This is a genomic window from Marinobacter oulmenensis (genome assembly GCF_014201735.1).
Taxonomy (GTDB): Bacteria; Pseudomonadota; Gammaproteobacteria; order Pseudomonadales; family Oleiphilaceae; genus Marinobacter; species Marinobacter oulmenensis.
In genome coordinates this window covers 223,612-240,582 of record NZ_JACHFE010000005.1, presented here as the reverse complement: position 1 = coordinate 240,582, position 16,971 = coordinate 223,612, and the positions used below count along the sequence as shown (strand labels likewise).

Sequence of the window (16,971 nt, the reverse complement as noted above, 5' to 3'; positions counted from 1 at the left end):
AGGGACAGGGGGAAGGCCTCTCCAAAACCGTGCGGAGCCAGGGATGGCGGAGCTCGAGCGTCACATGGACGTGCCGAAGGAGCGAGTTTTGGAGAGGCCTTCCCCCTGTCCCTTACTCCCGAATTCTCAGTCGCTCTCCTGATGCTGCTGCGCCCAGAGATGCGCATAGTGACCACCGGTTGCCAACAACTCATTGTGGCTGCCACTTTCTACAATCCGGCCCCCATCCATAACCAGAATCGTATCCGCATCCCGAATGGTGGACAGGCGATGCGCAATCACCAGGGTGGTGCGCTGTTCACTGACTTCCTTCAGGGCACCCAGGATCGCCTGCTCGGACAACGAATCCAGTGACGAGGTGGCTTCGTCGAGAATCAGCAGCGGCGGGTTTTTCAGGATTACCCGGGCGATGGCGACGCGCTGTTTTTCGCCGCCGGACAGTTTCAGACCCCGTTCGCCCACTTTCGTGTCATAGCCTTCCGGCAGACTGTGGATAAAGTGTTCCAGGTGCGCCAGTCGGGCGGCCCGGTGAACTTCCTCTTCGGTTGCCTCCGGTCGGCCATAGGCCAGGTTGCGGTAGAGGGTATCGTTGAACAGCACCGTGTCCTGGGGCACCACGCCGATCGCAGCCCGCAGGCTGTCCTGGGTGACGTCGCGGATGTCCTGGCCGTCGATGCGGATGGCGCCGTTATCCACATCGTAAAAACGGAACAGCAAGCGGGCGAGGGTGGACTTGCCCGCACCACTGGCGCCCACCACCGCGACCTTGTGGCCGGCGGGAATGGTGAAATCCACGTCCTTCAGGATCGGACGATCCTTACGGTAGGCGAAATGAAGATGTTCAAAACGGATTTCGCCTTTATCCACCGCCAGTTCCCCGGCATCCGGGGTATCCTCGATAACGGGTTTGTCCCCAAGCAGTTTGAACAGACGCTCCACATTCACCAGCGCCTGCCGGATTTCCCGGTAGACAAACCCCAGGGCGTTGAGGGGAATGAACAGCTGCAGCAGGTAGGCGTTGATCATGGTGAAATCGCCCAGGGTGATCTCGCCATTGGCCACCTCGGTGACCGCCATGGCCATGATCACAACCAGGGCCACACCGATAATCAGGGCCTGCCCGGTGTTCAGGGTTGCCAACGACAGGCGGTTTTTCAGGCGGGCCTGTTCCCATTCCTGCAGGTCTGCATCGTAAAGCTGGGCTTCGAAGCGTTCGTTGTTGAAGTATTTGACCGTCTCATAATTCAGCAGGCTGTCCACCGCCCGGGAGTTGGACTGGTTGTCCTTTGCGTTGGCTTCCCGCACATACTTGGTTCGCCATTCAGTGACCCTGATGGAGAACACCACGTAGACCACGACGGCCACCAGGATGGCGATCACGTAGCCGACGTTGAAAACCACCAGCAGGATGCCCGCTACCAGTACAATCTCCAGTAGAGTAGGGACGATATTGAACAGGGTGAAGCGCAGCAGAAAACTGATACCGCTGGTGCCCCGCTCGATGTCCCGGGCCAGACCGCCGGTCTTTCTATCCAGGTGAAAGCCCAGCTCCCGCTGGTGCAGGTGTTCGAACACCCGCAAAGACACGCGGCGCATGGCTCGCTCGGCCACCCGGGCGAAGATGGCGTCCCGTAGCTCGTTGAACAGGGTGCTGCCAAAACGCAGCAGGCCATAGGCCACCACCAGTAGCACCGGAACCCACAGCAACAGCTCGTCGCCGCTGTTCTGGTCCAGGTAATCGACAATGTATTTAAGGGCAACCGGTGTGGCGACGGTGGCCAGTTTGGCCAAAATCAGAAAGCCAAGCGCCAGGATAACCCGGCCCCGGAATTCGGTCAGGTAGGGCCAGAGACCGGCGATGATTTTCCAGTCCGGTTTGTGGTCAGCGGGGTAATCATTGTCGGCGTAGGCGCGCACTGGTTTATCCTTTGATATCGGAGTTGTCGAGCGCACAGCTGGATATACTTTCCAGGACACGCTGTAAATACATCCCTGTACGCTCGACAAAAGCCATCCCTGGCTTTTGACGGTCCTGGAAAGTATATCCAGCAGCACGCTCTTGTCAGAGTCCGGTGATAAGCCGCTATTCGAGTACAAATCGTACGGGTAACGAAGTCTACCTTATTAGCCCACAACCCGGAGGCACATGATTAACACCCAACATCGCAAAGCCCTGAAGCTGGTCGCGGAATTCATCAGCCCCTACAAACGCACCGTCGCCGGAGCATTGATCGCACTTGTATTTACCGCCGGGGTAACGCTGGGCCTCGGCCAGGGTTTACGCATTCTGGTCGATCAGGGCCTGGCCACCGAGTCGCCAGACAATCTCGCCAGGGCCATCGGCCTGTTCTTCGTGCTGGTGCTCGGGTTGGCCTTCGGGTCCTTTGCCCGTTTCTATCTGGTGTCCTGGATCGGCGAGCGGGTAATTGCCGATCTGCGCAAGAAGGTCTTCAATCACCTGATTGACCTGCATCCCGGTTTCTTCGAACAGAACCGGGCACTGGAAATCCAGTCCCGGTTCACCGCCGACACCACGGTGCTGCAATCGGTGATCGGCTCCACCGTTTCCATTGCCCTGCGCAATGCGGTCATGCTGGTGGGCGGTCTGGTGCTGTTGTTTATCACCAACGCCAAACTGGCCGGCATTATTCTCCTGGGGTTCCCGCTGGTGATAGCGCCGATCCTGTTCTTTGGCCGGCGGGTGCGCCGCCTCTCCCGACTGAGCCAGGACCGGGTGGCGGATGTTGGCAGTTACGTCGGGGAAAATCTTACACAGATCAAGACGGTACAGGCCTTTAACCATCAGCCCTACGATCGCCAGCACTTTGCCGGTGTGTCAGAAAATGCCTTCGAGGTGGCCCGATCCCGCATCCGGCAACGAGCCTGGCTGACCACCCTGGTGATCGGCCTGGTGATGGGCGCCGTGGGCATTGTGATCTGGATCGGCGGGCTGGACGTGATTCATGGCCGGATCTCGCCCGGGGAACTGGCCGCGTTTGTGTTCTACAGCCTGCTGGTGGGTGTCTCCGCCGGCGCCATCAGCGAGGTGATCGGCGAGCTGCAGCGTGCTGCCGGTTCTGCCGCCCGCCTGTTCGAACTGCTGCAGACCCAGCCGGCGTTTGTCCGTGATGCGCCCTCGCAACGTCTTCCGGATCCTGTCCGGGGAGAAATCCGCATCGAAGAGCTCAGTTTCCATTACCCCGGTCGGCCGGACAGCCCTGCTCTGTCGTCCCTGAGCCTGGATGTAAGGGCCGGCGAGACCCTGGCCCTGGTGGGGCCCTCCGGTGCCGGCAAGTCCACCCTGTTTGATCTGCTGCTGCATTTTTACCAGCCGGATGCCGGGCGCATTCTGATTGATGGCATCGATACCGCAGATCTGTCCCTGGCCGATCTGCGCCGGTGTTTTGCCCTGGTTCCCCAGACTCCGGCGCTGTTTCATGGTTCAGTGGCAGACAACATTCGTTACGCCCGTCCGGATGCCAGCCAGGCAGACGTCGAGCAGGCGGCGCGGGTGGCTCATGCCCATGACTTCATTGAAGCCCTGCCACAAGGCTATGACACCGGGTTGGGGGATGCCGGACTGGGGCTGTCCGGCGGCCAGAAACAGCGCCTGGCCATTGCCCGGGCGCTGTTGGCCGATGCGCCCATCCTGCTGCTCGACGAGGCCACCAGCGCCCTGGATGCCGAGAGCGAACATCTCGTCCAACAGGCCATGCCAGCCCTCACCGCCGGGCGCACCACACTGGTGATCGCGCACCGGCTGGCCACGGTACGTGACGCTGACCGCATTGCCGTGCTGGACCAGGGCCGGTTACAGGCGGTGGGACGCCATGAGGAACTCATGCAGCAAAGCGAGCTATACCGACGCCTTGCCCAGCTTCAGTTCCGCACCGAAACCAGGGGGGGCGGCCAATAGTCGGTTTGTTTCCTGGCAGCGTACTACCTACACTGTAGAGGAAACTTTTGAACCTGACCTCAGGAGAAGGACGACGTGAGCAATAAAGAATTGCAGGCACTCAAAGAACGCTATGTGGCAGCCGGGGCAGCAAGCCCCAACGAACAGTTTGCTGACCACGCCCTGAACGCGGAACTCTGGGATGCCGACGGCAAGCGTATGATCGATTTCGCCGGCGGTATCGGGGTGTTGAACATTGGCCACCGTCACCCGAAAGTGGTCGAGGCCGTGAAGGCGCAGCTGGACAAGCTCATGCATACCTGCCAGACCGTCATGCCGTATGAAGGCTACGTGAAGCTGGCCCAGAAACTCAGCGAAGTGGTTCCGGTGAAAGGCGATGCCAAGGTCATGTTGGCGAACTCCGGTGCCGAGGCCCTGGAAAATGCCGTCAAGATTGCCCGCGCCGCCACCGGTAAAACCAATGTGATCTGCTTCACCGGTGGCTATCACGGTCGTACCTTCATGACCATGGCCATGAACGGCAAGGCAGCGCCCTACCAGACCGATTTCGGTCCCATGCCGGGCATGGTCTACCGCGCCCCTTATCCGGTTCCTTATCACGGAGTCTCCGAGGAAGAAGCCCTGCGCGGTCTTGAAATGGCCATGAAAGCTGATTCCCCCGCCCGTAATACCGCTGCCATTGTGCTTGAGCCGGTATTGGGTGAGGGCGGTTTCTACCCGGCGTCCACCAGCTTCCTGAAAGCGGTTCGTAAAATCTGCGACGACAACGACATCCTGATGATCGTCGACGAAGTCCAGAGTGGCTTTGGCCGGACCGGCAAGATGTTCGCCATCGAGCATAGCGGCGTTCAGCCGGACATCATGACCATGGCCAAGTCCATGGCGGACGGCATGCCGATTTCCGCCATCGTCGGTACGGACAAGGTGATGGATTCCTCCGGTCCCAACTCCCTGGGCGGAACCTACACCGGCAGCCCGACGGCCTGCGCCGCGGCCCTGGCGGTCTTCGACGTGTTCAAGGAAGAGGACATCCTGGGCAAGAGCCAGCGTCTGGGCGAAAAACTGAACCAGCGCTTCACCCAGTGGCAGGAACAGTTCACCCACGTGGACAACGTTCGTAACCTGGGCGCCATGGCCGCATTCGAACTGGTCGAAAGCAAGGATTCCCACACGCCCAAACCGGAACTGGCGGCGGCGATCACCAAGAAGGCCAAGGAAAAGGGGCTGATCCTGCTGAGCTGCGGCATGTATGGCAACACCATCCGCTTCCTGATGCCGGTTACCATTGAAGACGAGGTTCTGGAAGAAGGGCTGAAGATCGTTGAAGAAAGCCTGAAAGAAGCCGGAGCCTGATAAGCCCCGGCAGTTTCACAGGATCGCGAAAGGCGGCGTAATCATCGTATACTGTTCCGGTTCGCCGGAACCCGATGGTTTCGCCGCCTTTTTTGTTTTCAGGGACTTACATGACTTCCGATTCGCAATCGAACACCCCACCTGAGCATCAGCCACGCCCCTGGATCGACCTTCTGGTCAGCATCGTAATCCCCTCGGTGATACTGATGAAATTCAGCGGGGACGAACATCTGGGCAGCGTTAATGCCCTGATCATTGGCCTGGCCTTTCCCCTGGGGTGGGGCCTTTTCGAACTGGTCCGCTACCACAAGAAAAACTTTATCGCCCTGCTGGGTCTGATCAGCGTGGCGCTGACCGGCGGTATCGGGCTTCTGGAACTGGACGCCGGCTGGCTGGCAATCAAGGAAGCGGCGGTGCCGGCGGTGATTGGCCTGGCCGTGCTGGTGTCCACACGCACCCGGTACCCGCTGGTCCGGACGCTGTTGTATAACCCCAGCGTGCTGAATGTGGACAAGATCCATGAATCGCTGGAAGAGAACGGCTGTGTCGATGAGTTTGAGGACCGTCTGCTCAAGGCGAGTTACTTTTTTGCCGGCACCTTCCTGTTTTCCTCGATCATGAACTATGTGCTGGCGCGCTGGATTGTGGTCAGTCCGTCCGGTACCGAGGCGTTCAATGAGGAACTGGGGCAGATGACGCTGGTCAGCTATCCGATGATTGCCATTCCCTCCATGATTATGATGATGCTGATTTTCTACTATCTCTGGCGCAGCATCCGGCGCCTGACCGGGTATACCCTGGAAGAAGTGATGGCACCGCATCTTCTTGAAAAAGAAAAGGAAAAACAGCGAAAGAGGGAAGAATCGGGGAAATCCTGAACCCGTTCCCAAATAAAAAGGGCGGTTCCTTTCGGGACCGCCCTTTTTTTATGCCGAAATCAACGCCGGACTATACGTCCAGGTTGCTGACTTCCAGGGCGTTGCTCTGGATGAAGTCCCGGCGGGGTTCGACATCGTCACCCATCAGTGTGGTGAAGATCTGGTCGGCCGCGAAGGCGTCCTCGATGGTGACCTTCATCATGCGACGGGTTTCCGGATCCATGGTGGTTTCCCACAGCTGTTCCGGGTTCATCTCACCCAGACCCTTGTAGCGCTGGATATTCAGGCCACGCTGGGCTTCCCGCATCAACCAGTCCAGAGCCCCCTCAAACGACAGGATGGTCTGTTTGCGTTCGCCACGCTGAACGTACGCGCCTTCTTCCACCAGGCCATCCAGGGTCTCACCCAGGCGAGCAATCGCCGCGTAGGAGGCAGACTCAAAGAAGTCATGGCCGAAGACATGCTCATGGGGCAGGCCATGCACGTAGATGGTCACCTTGGGCAGATAGAGACCCCGCTCTTCGTCACGGGTCACCGAGAAGGTGTACTTGGTGCCGGTGCGGGTATCCAGGTCCAGGCCTTCGCCAAGACGCGCCACCCAGCGGGCAACGGCCTCTTCATCCCTGAGCTGCTCGCTGCCCAGGGTGCTGTTCTGGATCATCTGCTTCAGAACCATGGCGGGATAGGCACGGGACAGACGGTCGATCATGGCCATCACCGCCTGGTAGTCCTTGACCATGGTTTCCAGGGCGGAATCCTTGATGGCCGGGGCATCCGGGTTGACGAACAGCTGGGCACCTTCCAGAGCGGTCTGGGTCAGGTAGGCTTCCTTGGCCTTCTCGTCCTTCAGATACTGTTCTTGCTTGCCGCGCTTGACCTTGTACAGCGGCGGCATGGCGATGAACACATGGCCCCGTTCAATGATTTCGCGCATCTGGCGGAACATGAAGGTCAGCAGCAGGGTACGGATGTGTGAACCATCCACATCGGCATCCGTCATGATGATGATGGAGTGATACCGGAGTTTGTCCGGATCAAATTCCTCACGGCCAATGCCGCAGCCCAGGGCGGTAATCAGGGTGCCAACCTCGGCAGAGGACAGCATCTTGTCGAAACGGGCTTTTTCCACGTTCAGGATCTTGCCCTTCAGCGGCAGGATGGCCTGGGTTTTCCGGTCCCGGCCCTGCTTGGCGCTGCCGCCGGCCGAGTCACCCTCCACAATGTAAAGTTCGGAGAGTGCGGGGTCCTTTTCCTGACAATCAGCCAGTTTGCCGGGCAGGCCTGCGATATCCAGGGCGCCCTTACGACGGGTCATGTCGCGGGCCTTGCGCGCTGCTTCCCGGGCCCGGGCAGCCTCAATCATCTTGTTGACGATCTGCTTGGCTTCGTTCGGCTGCTCTTGCAGGTAGTCGGCAAACTGCTGATACAGGTCCTGCTCAACCGCGGTTTTCACCTCGGAGGAAACCAGCTTGTCCTTGGTCTGGGAAGAAAACTTCGGGTCCGGCACTTTCACCGAGATAATCGCAGTCAAACCTTCCCGAGCGTCGTCGCCGGAGGTATGGACCTTGGCTTTCTTACCCAACCCTTCCTGCTCGATGTAGTTATTGAGCGAGCGGGTGAGGGCGGCACGGAAACCCGCAAGGTGGGTACCACCGTCCCTCTGGGGAATGTTGTTGGTGAAGCAGTAGATGTTTTCCTGGAAGGCATCGTTCCACTGCATGGCCACTTCCACGGCAATACCGTCGTCACGCTGGTGATCGAAGTGGAAGACCCGGTTGATCGGGGTTTTATTGGTGTTCAGGTGTTCAACAAACGCCTGCAAGCCGCCTTCGTATTCAAAGACGTCCTCTTTACCACTGCGTTCATCGGTCAGACGGATGCGCACACCCCGGTTCAGGAATGCCAGTTCCCGCAAACGCTTGGCCAGGATGTCGTAGTGAAACGCAATTTGGGTAAAGGTTTCCGGCGACGGAATGAAATGTACCTTGGTACCTGAGGCTTCGGTTTCACCCACTTCCGCCAGGGGCGCGTTTGGAACCCCGTGGGAATAGCTTTGCTCGTACACCTTGCCATCACGGCGAATGGTCAGCGTGAGGGTGGAGGAAAGGGCGTTAACCACCGAGACGCCCACACCGTGCAAACCGCCAGAAACCTTGTAAGAGTTGTCGTCAAACTTACCACCGGCGTGCAGCACGGTCATGATCACTTCGGCCGCCGATACACCCTCTTCCTCGTGCATATCCACCGGGATACCACGCCCGTTGTCCTGAACAGTAATGGACTCATCCGGATGGATTCGGATACCGATTTCCGAGCAATAGCCCGCCAGAGCCTCATCGATGGAGTTATCCACCAATTCAAAGACCATATGATGCAGGCCTGTCCCGTCATCGGTGTCACCGATGTACATGCCCGGGCGCTTGCGCACCGCATCCAGTCCTTTCAGTACCTTGATACTGGAGGAATTGTAGTTCGATTCGCTCATTAAAGAGACTCCTGAAGGTGGTACCTGCATGTCGCCAGTGCCATCCGGGCAACTGCCTGACAGGCAGATGAACTATTCTTCGGTCAATTTGCCATGTTCCACGTGGAACATCCTGTATTCCGGCGCCTGCCCGGCGGCCCATAACTGATCGGGCTCCGGGTGTTCAATGGACGTGATGAACACCTGACACTTCAGCTCCTGAAGCTTGCGGGCCAGTATCACCCGGTGCCCTTCATCCAGCTCGGCGTTAATGTCATCCAGCAACACCGTCACCTGTTTGCCCAGATCGCTCAGCACTTTACCCTGGGCGATCTTCATCAGAATCACCAGGGTCTTCTGCTGCCCCCGTGAAAAGGTTTCCGCAACCGGTCGCCCGCCATATTTCAGGCGCAGATCCGCACGATTGGGACCATACAGCGTGTGCCCCATCCGGAGCTCCTGTTCGCGATGGTTGCCCAACACCTCGGAAAGGCTATGATTCCGGTCCCAGCCGGGGTAAAGCTCGAGTTTCAGCCCCTGGCACCAGTCTGCCTCCAGTTCACCGAGGATGCCTTCAAAGGCAGCCTTGAACTGGCGAAACACCTTTTCCCTGGATTCACTCAAGGCCTCAGCCAGTGCACTGTATTGCGCGTCCCAGACCCGCAACAGGGATTCGTCAATTGTACCATTTCTGAGCGTCCGGTTGCGCTGTGATATCACTCTTTGGCATTGCTGCCAGAGGGAGGAAAAAGAAGGTTCCACGTGGAACACCAGCCAATCCAGAAACTGCCTTCGATTGGCGGGGCCTCCGGCTACGATGTCGAAAACACCGGGATCAATCACGGATACCGGCAAGTGCATGGCCAATGAGGACAGGCTGCGAACCGCTTCGCCATCAACACGCAGCTGGGTTTCCTTCCGGGTGATATCACGGGCAATGCCCACCCGGTGAGCAATGTCCCCCGGTTCTGATGTCGCCAGTCCGGAATCCAGTGCGCCAAACACCGTCAGCTTGTCCTGGCCATGGCAGACCACTGCCTGGTGCCGTTTGATCCGGAACGAGCGGCCAAGACCGAGATAGCCAATGGCCTCAAGTACGCTGGTCTTGCCACTACCATTGGCGCCGTAGAGCAGGTTAAAGGAAGGAGAGAAGGTGACCGGGTCCGCTGCCAGATTCCGGAAATGCTGGGTCTGGAGTTTCACTAGCGCCATAGGGACGAAACGCTCACGACAGCAGGTTCAATCGTTCGTCCATGAACATGTCCATCTCCGGTGCCAGCACATGAACATAACGATCAAAATAAAGAAACTGTTTCAACAACAACGCAAATTCCCGGGGGAAGTGTAACCCGTGCCGTTCTCCGGTGCGGACAATCTCCATCAACAGGTTATTGACCTGATCCTCCGCCTGCCGGGCGGCATTCTCTCCCGGTTCGGACGAGGCGGCGGTGCCCATCGTATCCATGCGCCCATAAAGTTCCTTCAGGTCCTCTGCCAGCGCCGAGGCATCCACCTGATCACGGGTTATCCCAACCCGAACCATCGCATCCGCCATGCCGTCAAAACTGCCGGCCATGATCGCTGCGACAAAGTCATGAACTGCGGCCCAGGTTTCCGGCCGGATCCGGCCCACGATGCCAAAGTCAATAAACCCGACGCGCCCATCATTCAGAACCATCAGGTTACCGGCGTGAACATCCGCGTGAAAAAACTCACAGCCGGTGAGGCTGGCGAACCAGGTGTTCATGGCGGTAATCAGCGCGGCTTCCGGGTCTGCGGTAATGTTCTGAAGTTTTCTGGGATCCGTCAATGAAACCCCGTGAAAACGCTCCATGGTCAGAACACGACGACGACTGAAATCGCTATAGACCTGAGGGACCGTCGCCTGGTCGATGCCATGATCCTGAAGAAACTTCCGGAACACCCGGAGGTTATCGGCTTCCCGGTTAAAATCACATTCCTGGAGCATGGTGCTGCGGATTTCATCCACGACTGCGGACAATGAAGTCCAGGACAACCGGGGTGCCAGGGTTTCCACAACCCGCGACGCAATCTGCAGAAAGCCAAGGTCCGCCTGAAGAATGGTTTCCACCCCCGGTTTCTGAACCTTGATCACCACGTCCTCGCCGGTTACCAGCCGGGCGGCGTGCACCTGGGCTATGGATGCGGAGGCGAGGGCAACCGGATCAATCTCGGCATACACCTGATCAACCGGCTGGCCCAGTTCACTTTCTACAATGTCACGGATCTCGGAGAAGGGGAGGCTGGGCGTGTGATCCAGGCAGCTCTGGAACTCCTCCACGTACTCGGGTGGAAAGAACGTGGGGGAGCTGGCGATGAACTGGCCCAGCTTTATATAGGTGGCGCCAAGCTGCTCAAACGTCTGGCGTAACAGTCGGGGCGCGGGAGGACGCTCCCCCCTCGCCCAGTCGACACCGGTGCGCCCGAGCACGGACAGGGTCTGGCCCATTCGCAAGACCCCTTTCATGCCTTTTGCCAGGGAAACCATCCGTTGAGCAGAATGGCCTAGAGGCGCATGGGCATGACGACGTACAGGCAGCCGTCATCCTGACCGGACTCGATCAGGGCACTGCTGTTCGGGTTGGACAGCGTGATCTTCACCGAATCGTCATCCAGGGCGTTCATGACATCCACCAGATAGCCCACATTGAAGCCAATCTGCAGGGGTTCGCCCTGATATTCCACCGGCAGGGCATCTTCAGCCTGTTCCTGGTCCGGGTTATTGGCAAACACCTGAAGCTCACCCGGCGCCAGGTTCAGACGCACGCCACGGATGTTTTCGTGGGAAAGGATGCCGGCCCGCTGCAAGGTACTCTTGAGTGTCGAACGGTCCGCAATGACTTCCTTATCACCACCCCGGGGAATCACCCGGTTGTAATCGGGGAACTTGCCTTCAATCAGCTTGGAGGTGAAGGTATAGCTGCCCACCGTGGCACGAAGGTGGTTGTCACCAATAACCAGGGTGACGGGCGCCTGTTCATCATCCAGCAGACGGGCCAGTTCCAGAACCCCTTTACGGGGCACAATCACCTGACGCAGCTCCGGACACGCGGTTTCCATGTCCATATGGGCCATCGCCAGGCGGTGGCCATCGGTAGCCACGGTACGGACATGTCCGCTGTCGACTTCCAGCAGCAGGCCATTCAGGTAATAACGGACATCCTGCTGGGCCATGGCGAAGGCGGTGGCGTCCAGCATGCGGCCCAGCTCTTTGCGGGGCAGCTCAAGCCGGAAGCTCTCTTCGTCATCTTCCACATTCGGAAAGTGCTCTGCCGGCAATGTGGACAGGGTAAAGTGGGACTTGCCAGCCCGCAGGTGCAGCCGGTCGCCTTCCAGTGCCAGATCAATCGGTGCTTCGTCACCCAGGGCCCGGCAGATATCGGCCAGCTTGCGGGCCGGTACGGTAATGCGGCCTGGCTGATCCACGTGAACCGGGGCCACCCGCGCCACCAGCTCAACCTCCATGTTGGTACCGGTCAGGGTCAGGGTGTTGTCTTCCGCTTCCAGCAACACGTTCGACAGGACCGGCATGGTCTGTTTCTTTTCCACAACCCCGGCAATGCTCTGCAGCGGGGTGATCAGGGATTCACGGCTGATTGTCAGTTTCATGGCACTCGGTTATCGCTATCGGAAGTGAATGGTCCGCAGCCACCCGGCCTCAGGTGGTCAGCAATCTCATGAAATTCTGGTAGTCCTCGCGGATTCCAGGATCCGATTCCTGGAGTTCCACAATTTTCTTGCACGCATGCAGGACCGTGGTGTGGTCCCGTCCGCCAAAGGCATCTCCAATCTCCGGCAGGCTGTGGTTGGTCAGTTCCTTGGCCAGGGACATCGCAACCTGCCGGGGACGGGTGACTGTCCGGGTCCGGCGTTTGGACAGCAGGTCAGCCACCTTGATCTTGTAATACTCAGCAACCGTACGCTGAATGTTATCGATACTGACCTGTTTTTCGTGCAGTGCCAACAGGTCTTTCAGACTCTCCCGGATAAACGGAGGCGTGATCTCCGAACCGGTGAAGTGAGCATTCGCTATCACCAGTCTCAGCGCCCCTTCTAGTTCACGCACGTTCGAGCGTATTTTCTGTGCGATAAAGAAGGCCGCTTCACTACTGAGTTTGACGTTCGCCTGGTCCGCCTTTTTCATCAGGATGGCGACCCGCGTTTCCAGTTCCGGTGGCTCGACCATCACCGTCAGGCCCCAGCCAAACCGGGACTTCAACCGCTCCTCCATATCGGAAATTTCCTTGGGGAAACGGTCACAGGTCACGATCACCTGTTGCCCACCCTCAAGCAGCGCGTTGAAGGTGTGGAAAAACTCCTCCTGTGAGCGTTCCTTGCGGGCAAAGAACTGGATATCGTCGATCAGCAGAGCATCAACTGAACGATAATAGCGTTTGAATTCATTAATGGCATTGAGCTGGAGAGCCTTGACCATATCCGCCACAAACCTTTCCGAACGCAGGTAGGCCACCTTGGCCCTCGGGTTGCGGCGCACAATCTCATTACCAATGGCATGCATCAGGTGAGTTTTACCCAGGCCGACGCCGCCATAGAGAAACAACGGGTTATAGGCGCCCCCCGGGTTCTCCGCCACCTGCATGGACGCGGCCCGCGCCAGCTGGTTCGATTTACCCTCAACAAAGGTGTCAAAAGTGAAAGTCTCGTTCAGGAAGCTCTGGTGCTTGATGTCACCTTCAACCTGAACATCCCGGCGTTCACTGTTTTCCACAGGCTGCGCCTGAACCGTTGGTGACGGTGGCGCCGGCACCGTGGCCGCCACGCTCTTCTCTTCTTCCGTCACTGTCCGGCCGGCATCCTCCCCTCCAGAGGCCGGTTCGGTTTCCTTGACCGCCGCTTTTACCGGTGCGTCTTTCTTCGGAGCGGAGCCCACTTTCATCATCACACGCGGCGCCTGGCCCCCGTTGATGTCCTTGAGCACTTCCTCTATACGGCGCAGGTACTTCTGATTGACCCAGTCCATGACGAAGCGGTTCGGGGCAAACAGCATCAGCTGCCCCTCCTGCTGATCGGACTGCAGGGGCCTTAACCAGGTATTGAACTGTTGTGCAGGGAATTCATCCCGAAGCACTTCCAGACATTGATGCCACATCGTGTTAGGCACAACCGCCCACTCCTGAAACCTGCTTGGCAGACACCGGCAAAATACCGGCCCGCTGGCGTGAAAGTAATCCCGGATTCTAACCCCTGGTGACCTTCAGTAAAAGCCCGCAATCGAAGGTCATAAACAGCCTGTGGAAAAAATAAACAACGATTTTCAGTCGCTTACCAATGTATCAACAGGGTTGTGTACATAATTCCGGCAAAAAAAGTTACCCACAGGATCCTGTGTAAACCACGGTGACGACCCTGTGTGAACATCCTGTATCAAAACGGGGATAACCTCGACTTTCGGCCGGTTCCGCTTTTTCCCACATTTCACACCAGCGCTTTCCACAGGGCTCAGGACGACTCATCAAGACCCTTGTCCAACATCCAGGACTCTGATGAAAAAAGAAAAAAATGGCTTATCCACAAAAATAGACCTGCCTAATAACAGTAATAAATAATCCTTTAAAAGAATTAAAAAAGACTTACTGACTCTAGTTATTGGTCCATCGGTTTTCCCTGACCCACCCCGTTGATCTCTCTGTCAGATCAGACATTGAACTTGCCACCGCTTTTGACTAGAATGCCGCTCCTGCTTTGGCTGCCTGTTTTTCAGCCAATCAACCATATCCATCGACGATTTGTGAGAAGATCACCATGAAAAGAACATTCCAACCGAGCGTCCTGAAGCGCAAGCGTGCTCACGGCTTCCGTGCCCGTATGGCCACTGCCAATGGTCGTAAGGTACTGTCCCGTCGCCGTGCCAAGGGTCGTGCGCGTTTGTCCGCATAAGCTGACAACGGCTTATGAAGACTTTGGGGTTTCCGAAAACCGTTCGTTTGTTGAAACCTTCGGATTACAGCAAAGTCTTCGATGACGTACAGCTGAAAGTTCCCCACCGGAACTTTCTGATCCTGGCGACTCCGAATGCCCGGGGTTACGCCAGGGTCGGCCTGATTTTCTCGAAGAAGAACCTTCGACAGGCTGTCCAGAGAAACCGGGTCAAGCGGCAGGTGCGGGAAACCTTTCGTCACCAGCAGGACCTACCGGGACTGGATATCATTGTTATCGGGCGACAGGGCCTTGCGACACTGGATAACTCCGTCATCCGGTCATCGCTTAACGAACTCTGGCACCGATTGAAGAAAAAGCACCGCCAGAAACCGCCTGAACACGCCAGTGCACGGCCATGAGGTACGGGTTTATGCGCAAGCTCCTGCTCCTGCCGATCCGGTTCTACCAATACGCCATCAGTCCGATGATGGCCAGCCATTGCCGGCACTATCCAACCTGTTCACAATACGCCATCGAAGCCATCCAGCATCATGGGGCCATCAAGGGTTCCTGTCTTGCGGGTGCCCGTCTGCTCCGGTGTCATCCGTGGGCCGAAGGCGGTTATGATCCGGTACCGGGGACGGAGCCAACGGCATCCGACAGTACCAGCCGGGATACCAGTCCCGTAGAGCGCTCTCACACTACCACCCAGACCAGACATTAAGTTTATGGATATTCAACGTATTGTTCTGTTTGCCGGCCTCGCCATTGTCAGTTATATGATGGTTCTGGCCTGGAACGAAGACTATCACCAGCCAGCACCACAGACTGAGCAGGTTGTCCAGAGCGACTCCGCGGCCGGCACTGACGGTTCCGGTGATGATATGGTCCTGCCGGAGAGTTCGGGCGCCGCCAGCACAAACGACGAGTTCAGCACGCCGGATGCCGATAGCCAGAACCTGCCGGCTGGTAACGCCGACAGCGAGGAATCGGTTGCCAACCGCTACATCACCGTCCGTACCGACGTCTACGAGCTGACCATTGATCGCGTGGGTGGCGATCTGGTTTCCAGCTCCCTGCTGGACTATGACAAATCCCTCGACAGCAAGCAGCCGCTGAAACTGCTGACCAAAGGCAACGGCCGAACCTACATGCTCGAAAGCGGTCTGATTGGCCAGGACGGTCCGGATGGTCGCAACGCAGGCAGTAAACCGGTTTATAACACCAGCGCCGGCAGCTATTCGCTGAGTGAGGGTGAGAACCAACTGAACGTGGACCTGACGTTCACCACCGACAGCGGCGTTAGCATCACCAAGCGTTACGAGCTGGACCGCAGTTCCTATGAGATTCAGGTTCGTTACCTGATCGAAAACAACTCGGATGCGCCCTGGAAGAGTAATTTCACCGGCAAGATTGTCCGTGACCAGTCCGCCGATCCGACGGCGCAGACCAGCATGGGTATCCGTGCCTATCTGGGCATGGTGATCAGCACCCCGGAAGATCCCTACGAGAAACACGATTTCGACGACCTGACCGAAAACCGCATCAACCAGTCTGTGACCAACGGCTGGCTGGCGTTTCTCCAGCATTACTTCCTGACCGCCTGGGTGCCGGACCGGGACCAGCCGGCCCAGTTCCAGACAACCCGTCGTGGGCCGCTGCACGTGATGGGCTTTGTTTACCCCGCCACCACCGTTGCCCCGGGTGAAAGCGCCGAAGTGGGCGCAAAAGCGTACGTTGGTCCCAAAATCATTGAACGTCTGGAAGGCGTGGCCCCGAACCTGGACCGCACGGTCGATTTCGGCTGGCTGTTCTTCATTTCGCTGCCGCTGTTCTACATCCTGCAGTGGTTCCATGGCCTGGTCGGCAACTGGGGTGTTGCGATCATCCTGCTGACGGTTCTGGTGAAGGCGGTGTTCTTCCACCTGTCCGCCACCAGCTACAAGTCCATGGCCAAGATGCGCGCCGTGGCTCCTCAGCTCAATCGCCTGAAAGAGCTGTACGGCGACGATCGCCAGCGCATGTCCCAGGAAATGATGGCGCTGTACAAGCGGGAGAAGATCAACCCGCTCGGCGGCTGCCTGCCAATCCTGGTGCAGATGCCGGTGTTCATTTCCCTGTACTGGGTACTGTTTGAAAGTGTGCAACTGCGCCATGCGCCGTTCATGCTGTGGATCCAGGATCTGTCCCAGATGGATCCGTACTTCATCCTGCCGATCCTGATGGGTGCCAGCATGATGCTGCAGATGCACCTGAACCCGACACCGCCGGATCCGATGCAGGCGAAGATCATGAAGCTGATGCCGCTGGTGTTCACCGTGTTCTTCCTGTGGTTCCCGGCCGGTCTGGTTCTGTACTGGCTGGTGAACAACATTCTGTCGATCTCCCAGCAGTGGTACATTACCCGCAAGATCGAAGCGGAAACCGCAGGCAAGAAATACTGACGCAACGGTATTTCT

Annotated in this window: 13 protein-coding genes; 7 read left to right on the top strand and 6 right to left on the bottom strand. The window is 57.9% G+C overall.

What is annotated here, in order from left to right; translation table 11 throughout:
* Positions 1 to 126 precede the first annotated feature (126 nt).
* Positions 127 to 1,917, bottom strand: coding sequence for an ABC transporter transmembrane domain-containing protein (locus HNR38_RS11280; protein ID WP_183704047.1), 1,791 nt, complete (start codon positions 1,915 to 1,917; stop codon positions 127 to 129).
* 229 nt (positions 1,918 to 2,146) lie between these two features.
* Here HNR38_RS11280 and HNR38_RS11275 point away from each other — a divergent pair, with 229 nt between their 5' ends.
* The 3 genes from HNR38_RS11275 (at position 2,147) to HNR38_RS11265 (ending at position 6,147) form a co-directional block, all read left to right on the top strand.
* Positions 2,147 to 3,916, top strand: a complete 1,770-nt coding sequence (locus tag HNR38_RS11275; RefSeq protein ID WP_183704043.1) for an ABC transporter transmembrane domain-containing protein — start codon at positions 2,147 to 2,149, stop codon at positions 3,914 to 3,916.
* A 75-nt stretch (positions 3,917 to 3,991) separates the two neighbouring features.
* Complete coding sequence (gabT, locus tag HNR38_RS11270; protein WP_183704030.1) at positions 3,992 to 5,269, top strand: 4-aminobutyrate--2-oxoglutarate transaminase; 1,278 nt, start codon at positions 3,992 to 3,994, stop codon at positions 5,267 to 5,269.
* A gap of 110 nt (positions 5,270 to 5,379) precedes the next feature.
* Positions 5,380 to 6,147 (top strand): VC0807 family protein, encoded by a 768-nt coding sequence (locus HNR38_RS11265; RefSeq protein ID WP_183704027.1) that lies wholly within the window; start codon positions 5,380 to 5,382, stop codon positions 6,145 to 6,147.
* 70 nt (positions 6,148 to 6,217) lie between these two features.
* On the opposite strand, the gene gyrB is transcribed toward HNR38_RS11265, so the two are convergent.
* The 5 genes from gyrB to dnaA all read right to left on the bottom strand — a co-directional run bounded on the left by gyrB (position 6,218) and on the right by dnaA (position 13,742).
* On the bottom strand, positions 6,218 to 8,632 hold the full coding sequence (gene gyrB, locus HNR38_RS11260; protein ID WP_183704024.1) for a DNA topoisomerase (ATP-hydrolyzing) subunit B: 2,415 nt from the start codon (positions 8,630 to 8,632) through the stop codon (positions 6,218 to 6,220).
* A gap of 72 nt (positions 8,633 to 8,704) precedes the next feature.
* On the bottom strand, positions 8,705 to 9,823 hold the full coding sequence (recF, locus tag HNR38_RS11255; RefSeq protein WP_183704020.1) for a DNA replication/repair protein RecF: 1,119 nt from the start codon (positions 9,821 to 9,823) through the stop codon (positions 8,705 to 8,707).
* Positions 9,824 to 9,836: 13 nt separating this feature from the next.
* Complete coding sequence (locus HNR38_RS11250; protein ID WP_183704017.1) at positions 9,837 to 11,120, bottom strand: ABC1 kinase family protein; 1,284 nt, start codon at positions 11,118 to 11,120, stop codon at positions 9,837 to 9,839.
* A 17-nt stretch (positions 11,121 to 11,137) separates the two neighbouring features.
* Complete coding sequence (dnaN, locus tag HNR38_RS11245; RefSeq protein WP_183704014.1) at positions 11,138 to 12,241, bottom strand: DNA polymerase III subunit beta; 1,104 nt, start codon at positions 12,239 to 12,241, stop codon at positions 11,138 to 11,140.
* Positions 12,242 to 12,290: 49 nt separating this feature from the next.
* Positions 12,291 to 13,742 (bottom strand): chromosomal replication initiator protein DnaA, encoded by a 1,452-nt coding sequence (gene dnaA, locus HNR38_RS11240; RefSeq protein WP_221275792.1) that lies wholly within the window; start codon positions 13,740 to 13,742, stop codon positions 12,291 to 12,293.
* A 653-nt stretch (positions 13,743 to 14,395) separates the two neighbouring features.
* On the opposite strand from dnaA, the gene rpmH reads away from it, so the two are divergent.
* The 4 genes from rpmH to yidC are packed head-to-tail and all read left to right on the top strand — an operon-like array spanning position 14,396 to position 16,956.
* Positions 14,396 to 14,530 carry a 50S ribosomal protein L34 gene (gene rpmH / locus HNR38_RS11235; RefSeq protein WP_091704626.1) on the top strand — a complete coding sequence of 45 codons (135 nt, stop codon included), beginning with the start codon at positions 14,396 to 14,398 and terminating at the stop codon, positions 14,528 to 14,530.
* Positions 14,531 to 14,544: 14 nt separating this feature from the next.
* Complete coding sequence (gene rnpA / locus HNR38_RS11230; RefSeq protein WP_183704008.1) at positions 14,545 to 14,931, top strand: ribonuclease P protein component; 387 nt, start codon at positions 14,545 to 14,547, stop codon at positions 14,929 to 14,931.
* A gap of 11 nt (positions 14,932 to 14,942) precedes the next feature.
* The gene (gene yidD / locus HNR38_RS11225) at positions 14,943 to 15,236 is read left to right on the top strand and encodes a membrane protein insertion efficiency factor YidD (protein WP_221275774.1); all 294 of its coding nucleotides are present in this window, start codon (positions 14,943 to 14,945) and stop codon (positions 15,234 to 15,236) included.
* A 4-nt stretch (positions 15,237 to 15,240) separates the two neighbouring features.
* Positions 15,241 to 16,956, top strand: coding sequence for a membrane protein insertase YidC (gene yidC, locus HNR38_RS11220; protein ID WP_183704003.1), 1,716 nt, complete (start codon positions 15,241 to 15,243; stop codon positions 16,954 to 16,956).
* The last annotated feature ends 15 nt before the right edge of the window (positions 16,957 to 16,971 follow it).

What these genes read in the sequence shown, in the direction of transcription:
- HNR38_RS11275 (WP_183704043.1), top strand. Translation starts at nt 2,147, where the DNA reads ATGATTAACACCCAACATCGCAAAGCCCTGAAGCTGGTCGCGGAATTC.
- HNR38_RS11265 (WP_183704027.1), top strand. Translation starts at nt 5,380, where the DNA reads ATGACTTCCGATTCGCAATCGAACACCCCACCTGAGCATCAGCCACGC.
- gyrB (WP_183704024.1), bottom strand. Translation starts at nt 8,632, where the DNA reads ATGAGCGAATCGAACTACAATTCCTCCAGTATCAAGGTACTGAAAGGA.
- recF (WP_183704020.1), bottom strand. Translation starts at nt 9,823, where the DNA reads ATGGCGCTAGTGAAACTCCAGACCCAGCATTTCCGGAATCTGGCAGCG.
- HNR38_RS11250 (WP_183704017.1), bottom strand. Translation starts at nt 11,120, where the DNA reads ATGGTTTCCCTGGCAAAAGGCATGAAAGGGGTCTTGCGAATGGGCCAG.
- dnaN (WP_183704014.1), bottom strand. Translation starts at nt 12,241, where the DNA reads ATGAAACTGACAATCAGCCGTGAATCCCTGATCACCCCGCTGCAGAGC.
- dnaA (WP_221275792.1), bottom strand. Translation starts at nt 13,742, where the DNA reads ATGTGGCATCAATGTCTGGAAGTGCTTCGGGATGAATTCCCTGCACAA.
- rpmH (WP_091704626.1), top strand. Translation starts at nt 14,396, where the DNA reads ATGAAAAGAACATTCCAACCGAGCGTCCTGAAGCGCAAGCGTGCTCAC.
- rnpA (WP_183704008.1), top strand. Translation starts at nt 14,545, where the DNA reads ATGAAGACTTTGGGGTTTCCGAAAACCGTTCGTTTGTTGAAACCTTCG.
- yidD (WP_221275774.1), top strand. Translation starts at nt 14,943, where the DNA reads ATGCGCAAGCTCCTGCTCCTGCCGATCCGGTTCTACCAATACGCCATC.
- yidC (WP_183704003.1), top strand. Translation starts at nt 15,241, where the DNA reads ATGGATATTCAACGTATTGTTCTGTTTGCCGGCCTCGCCATTGTCAGT.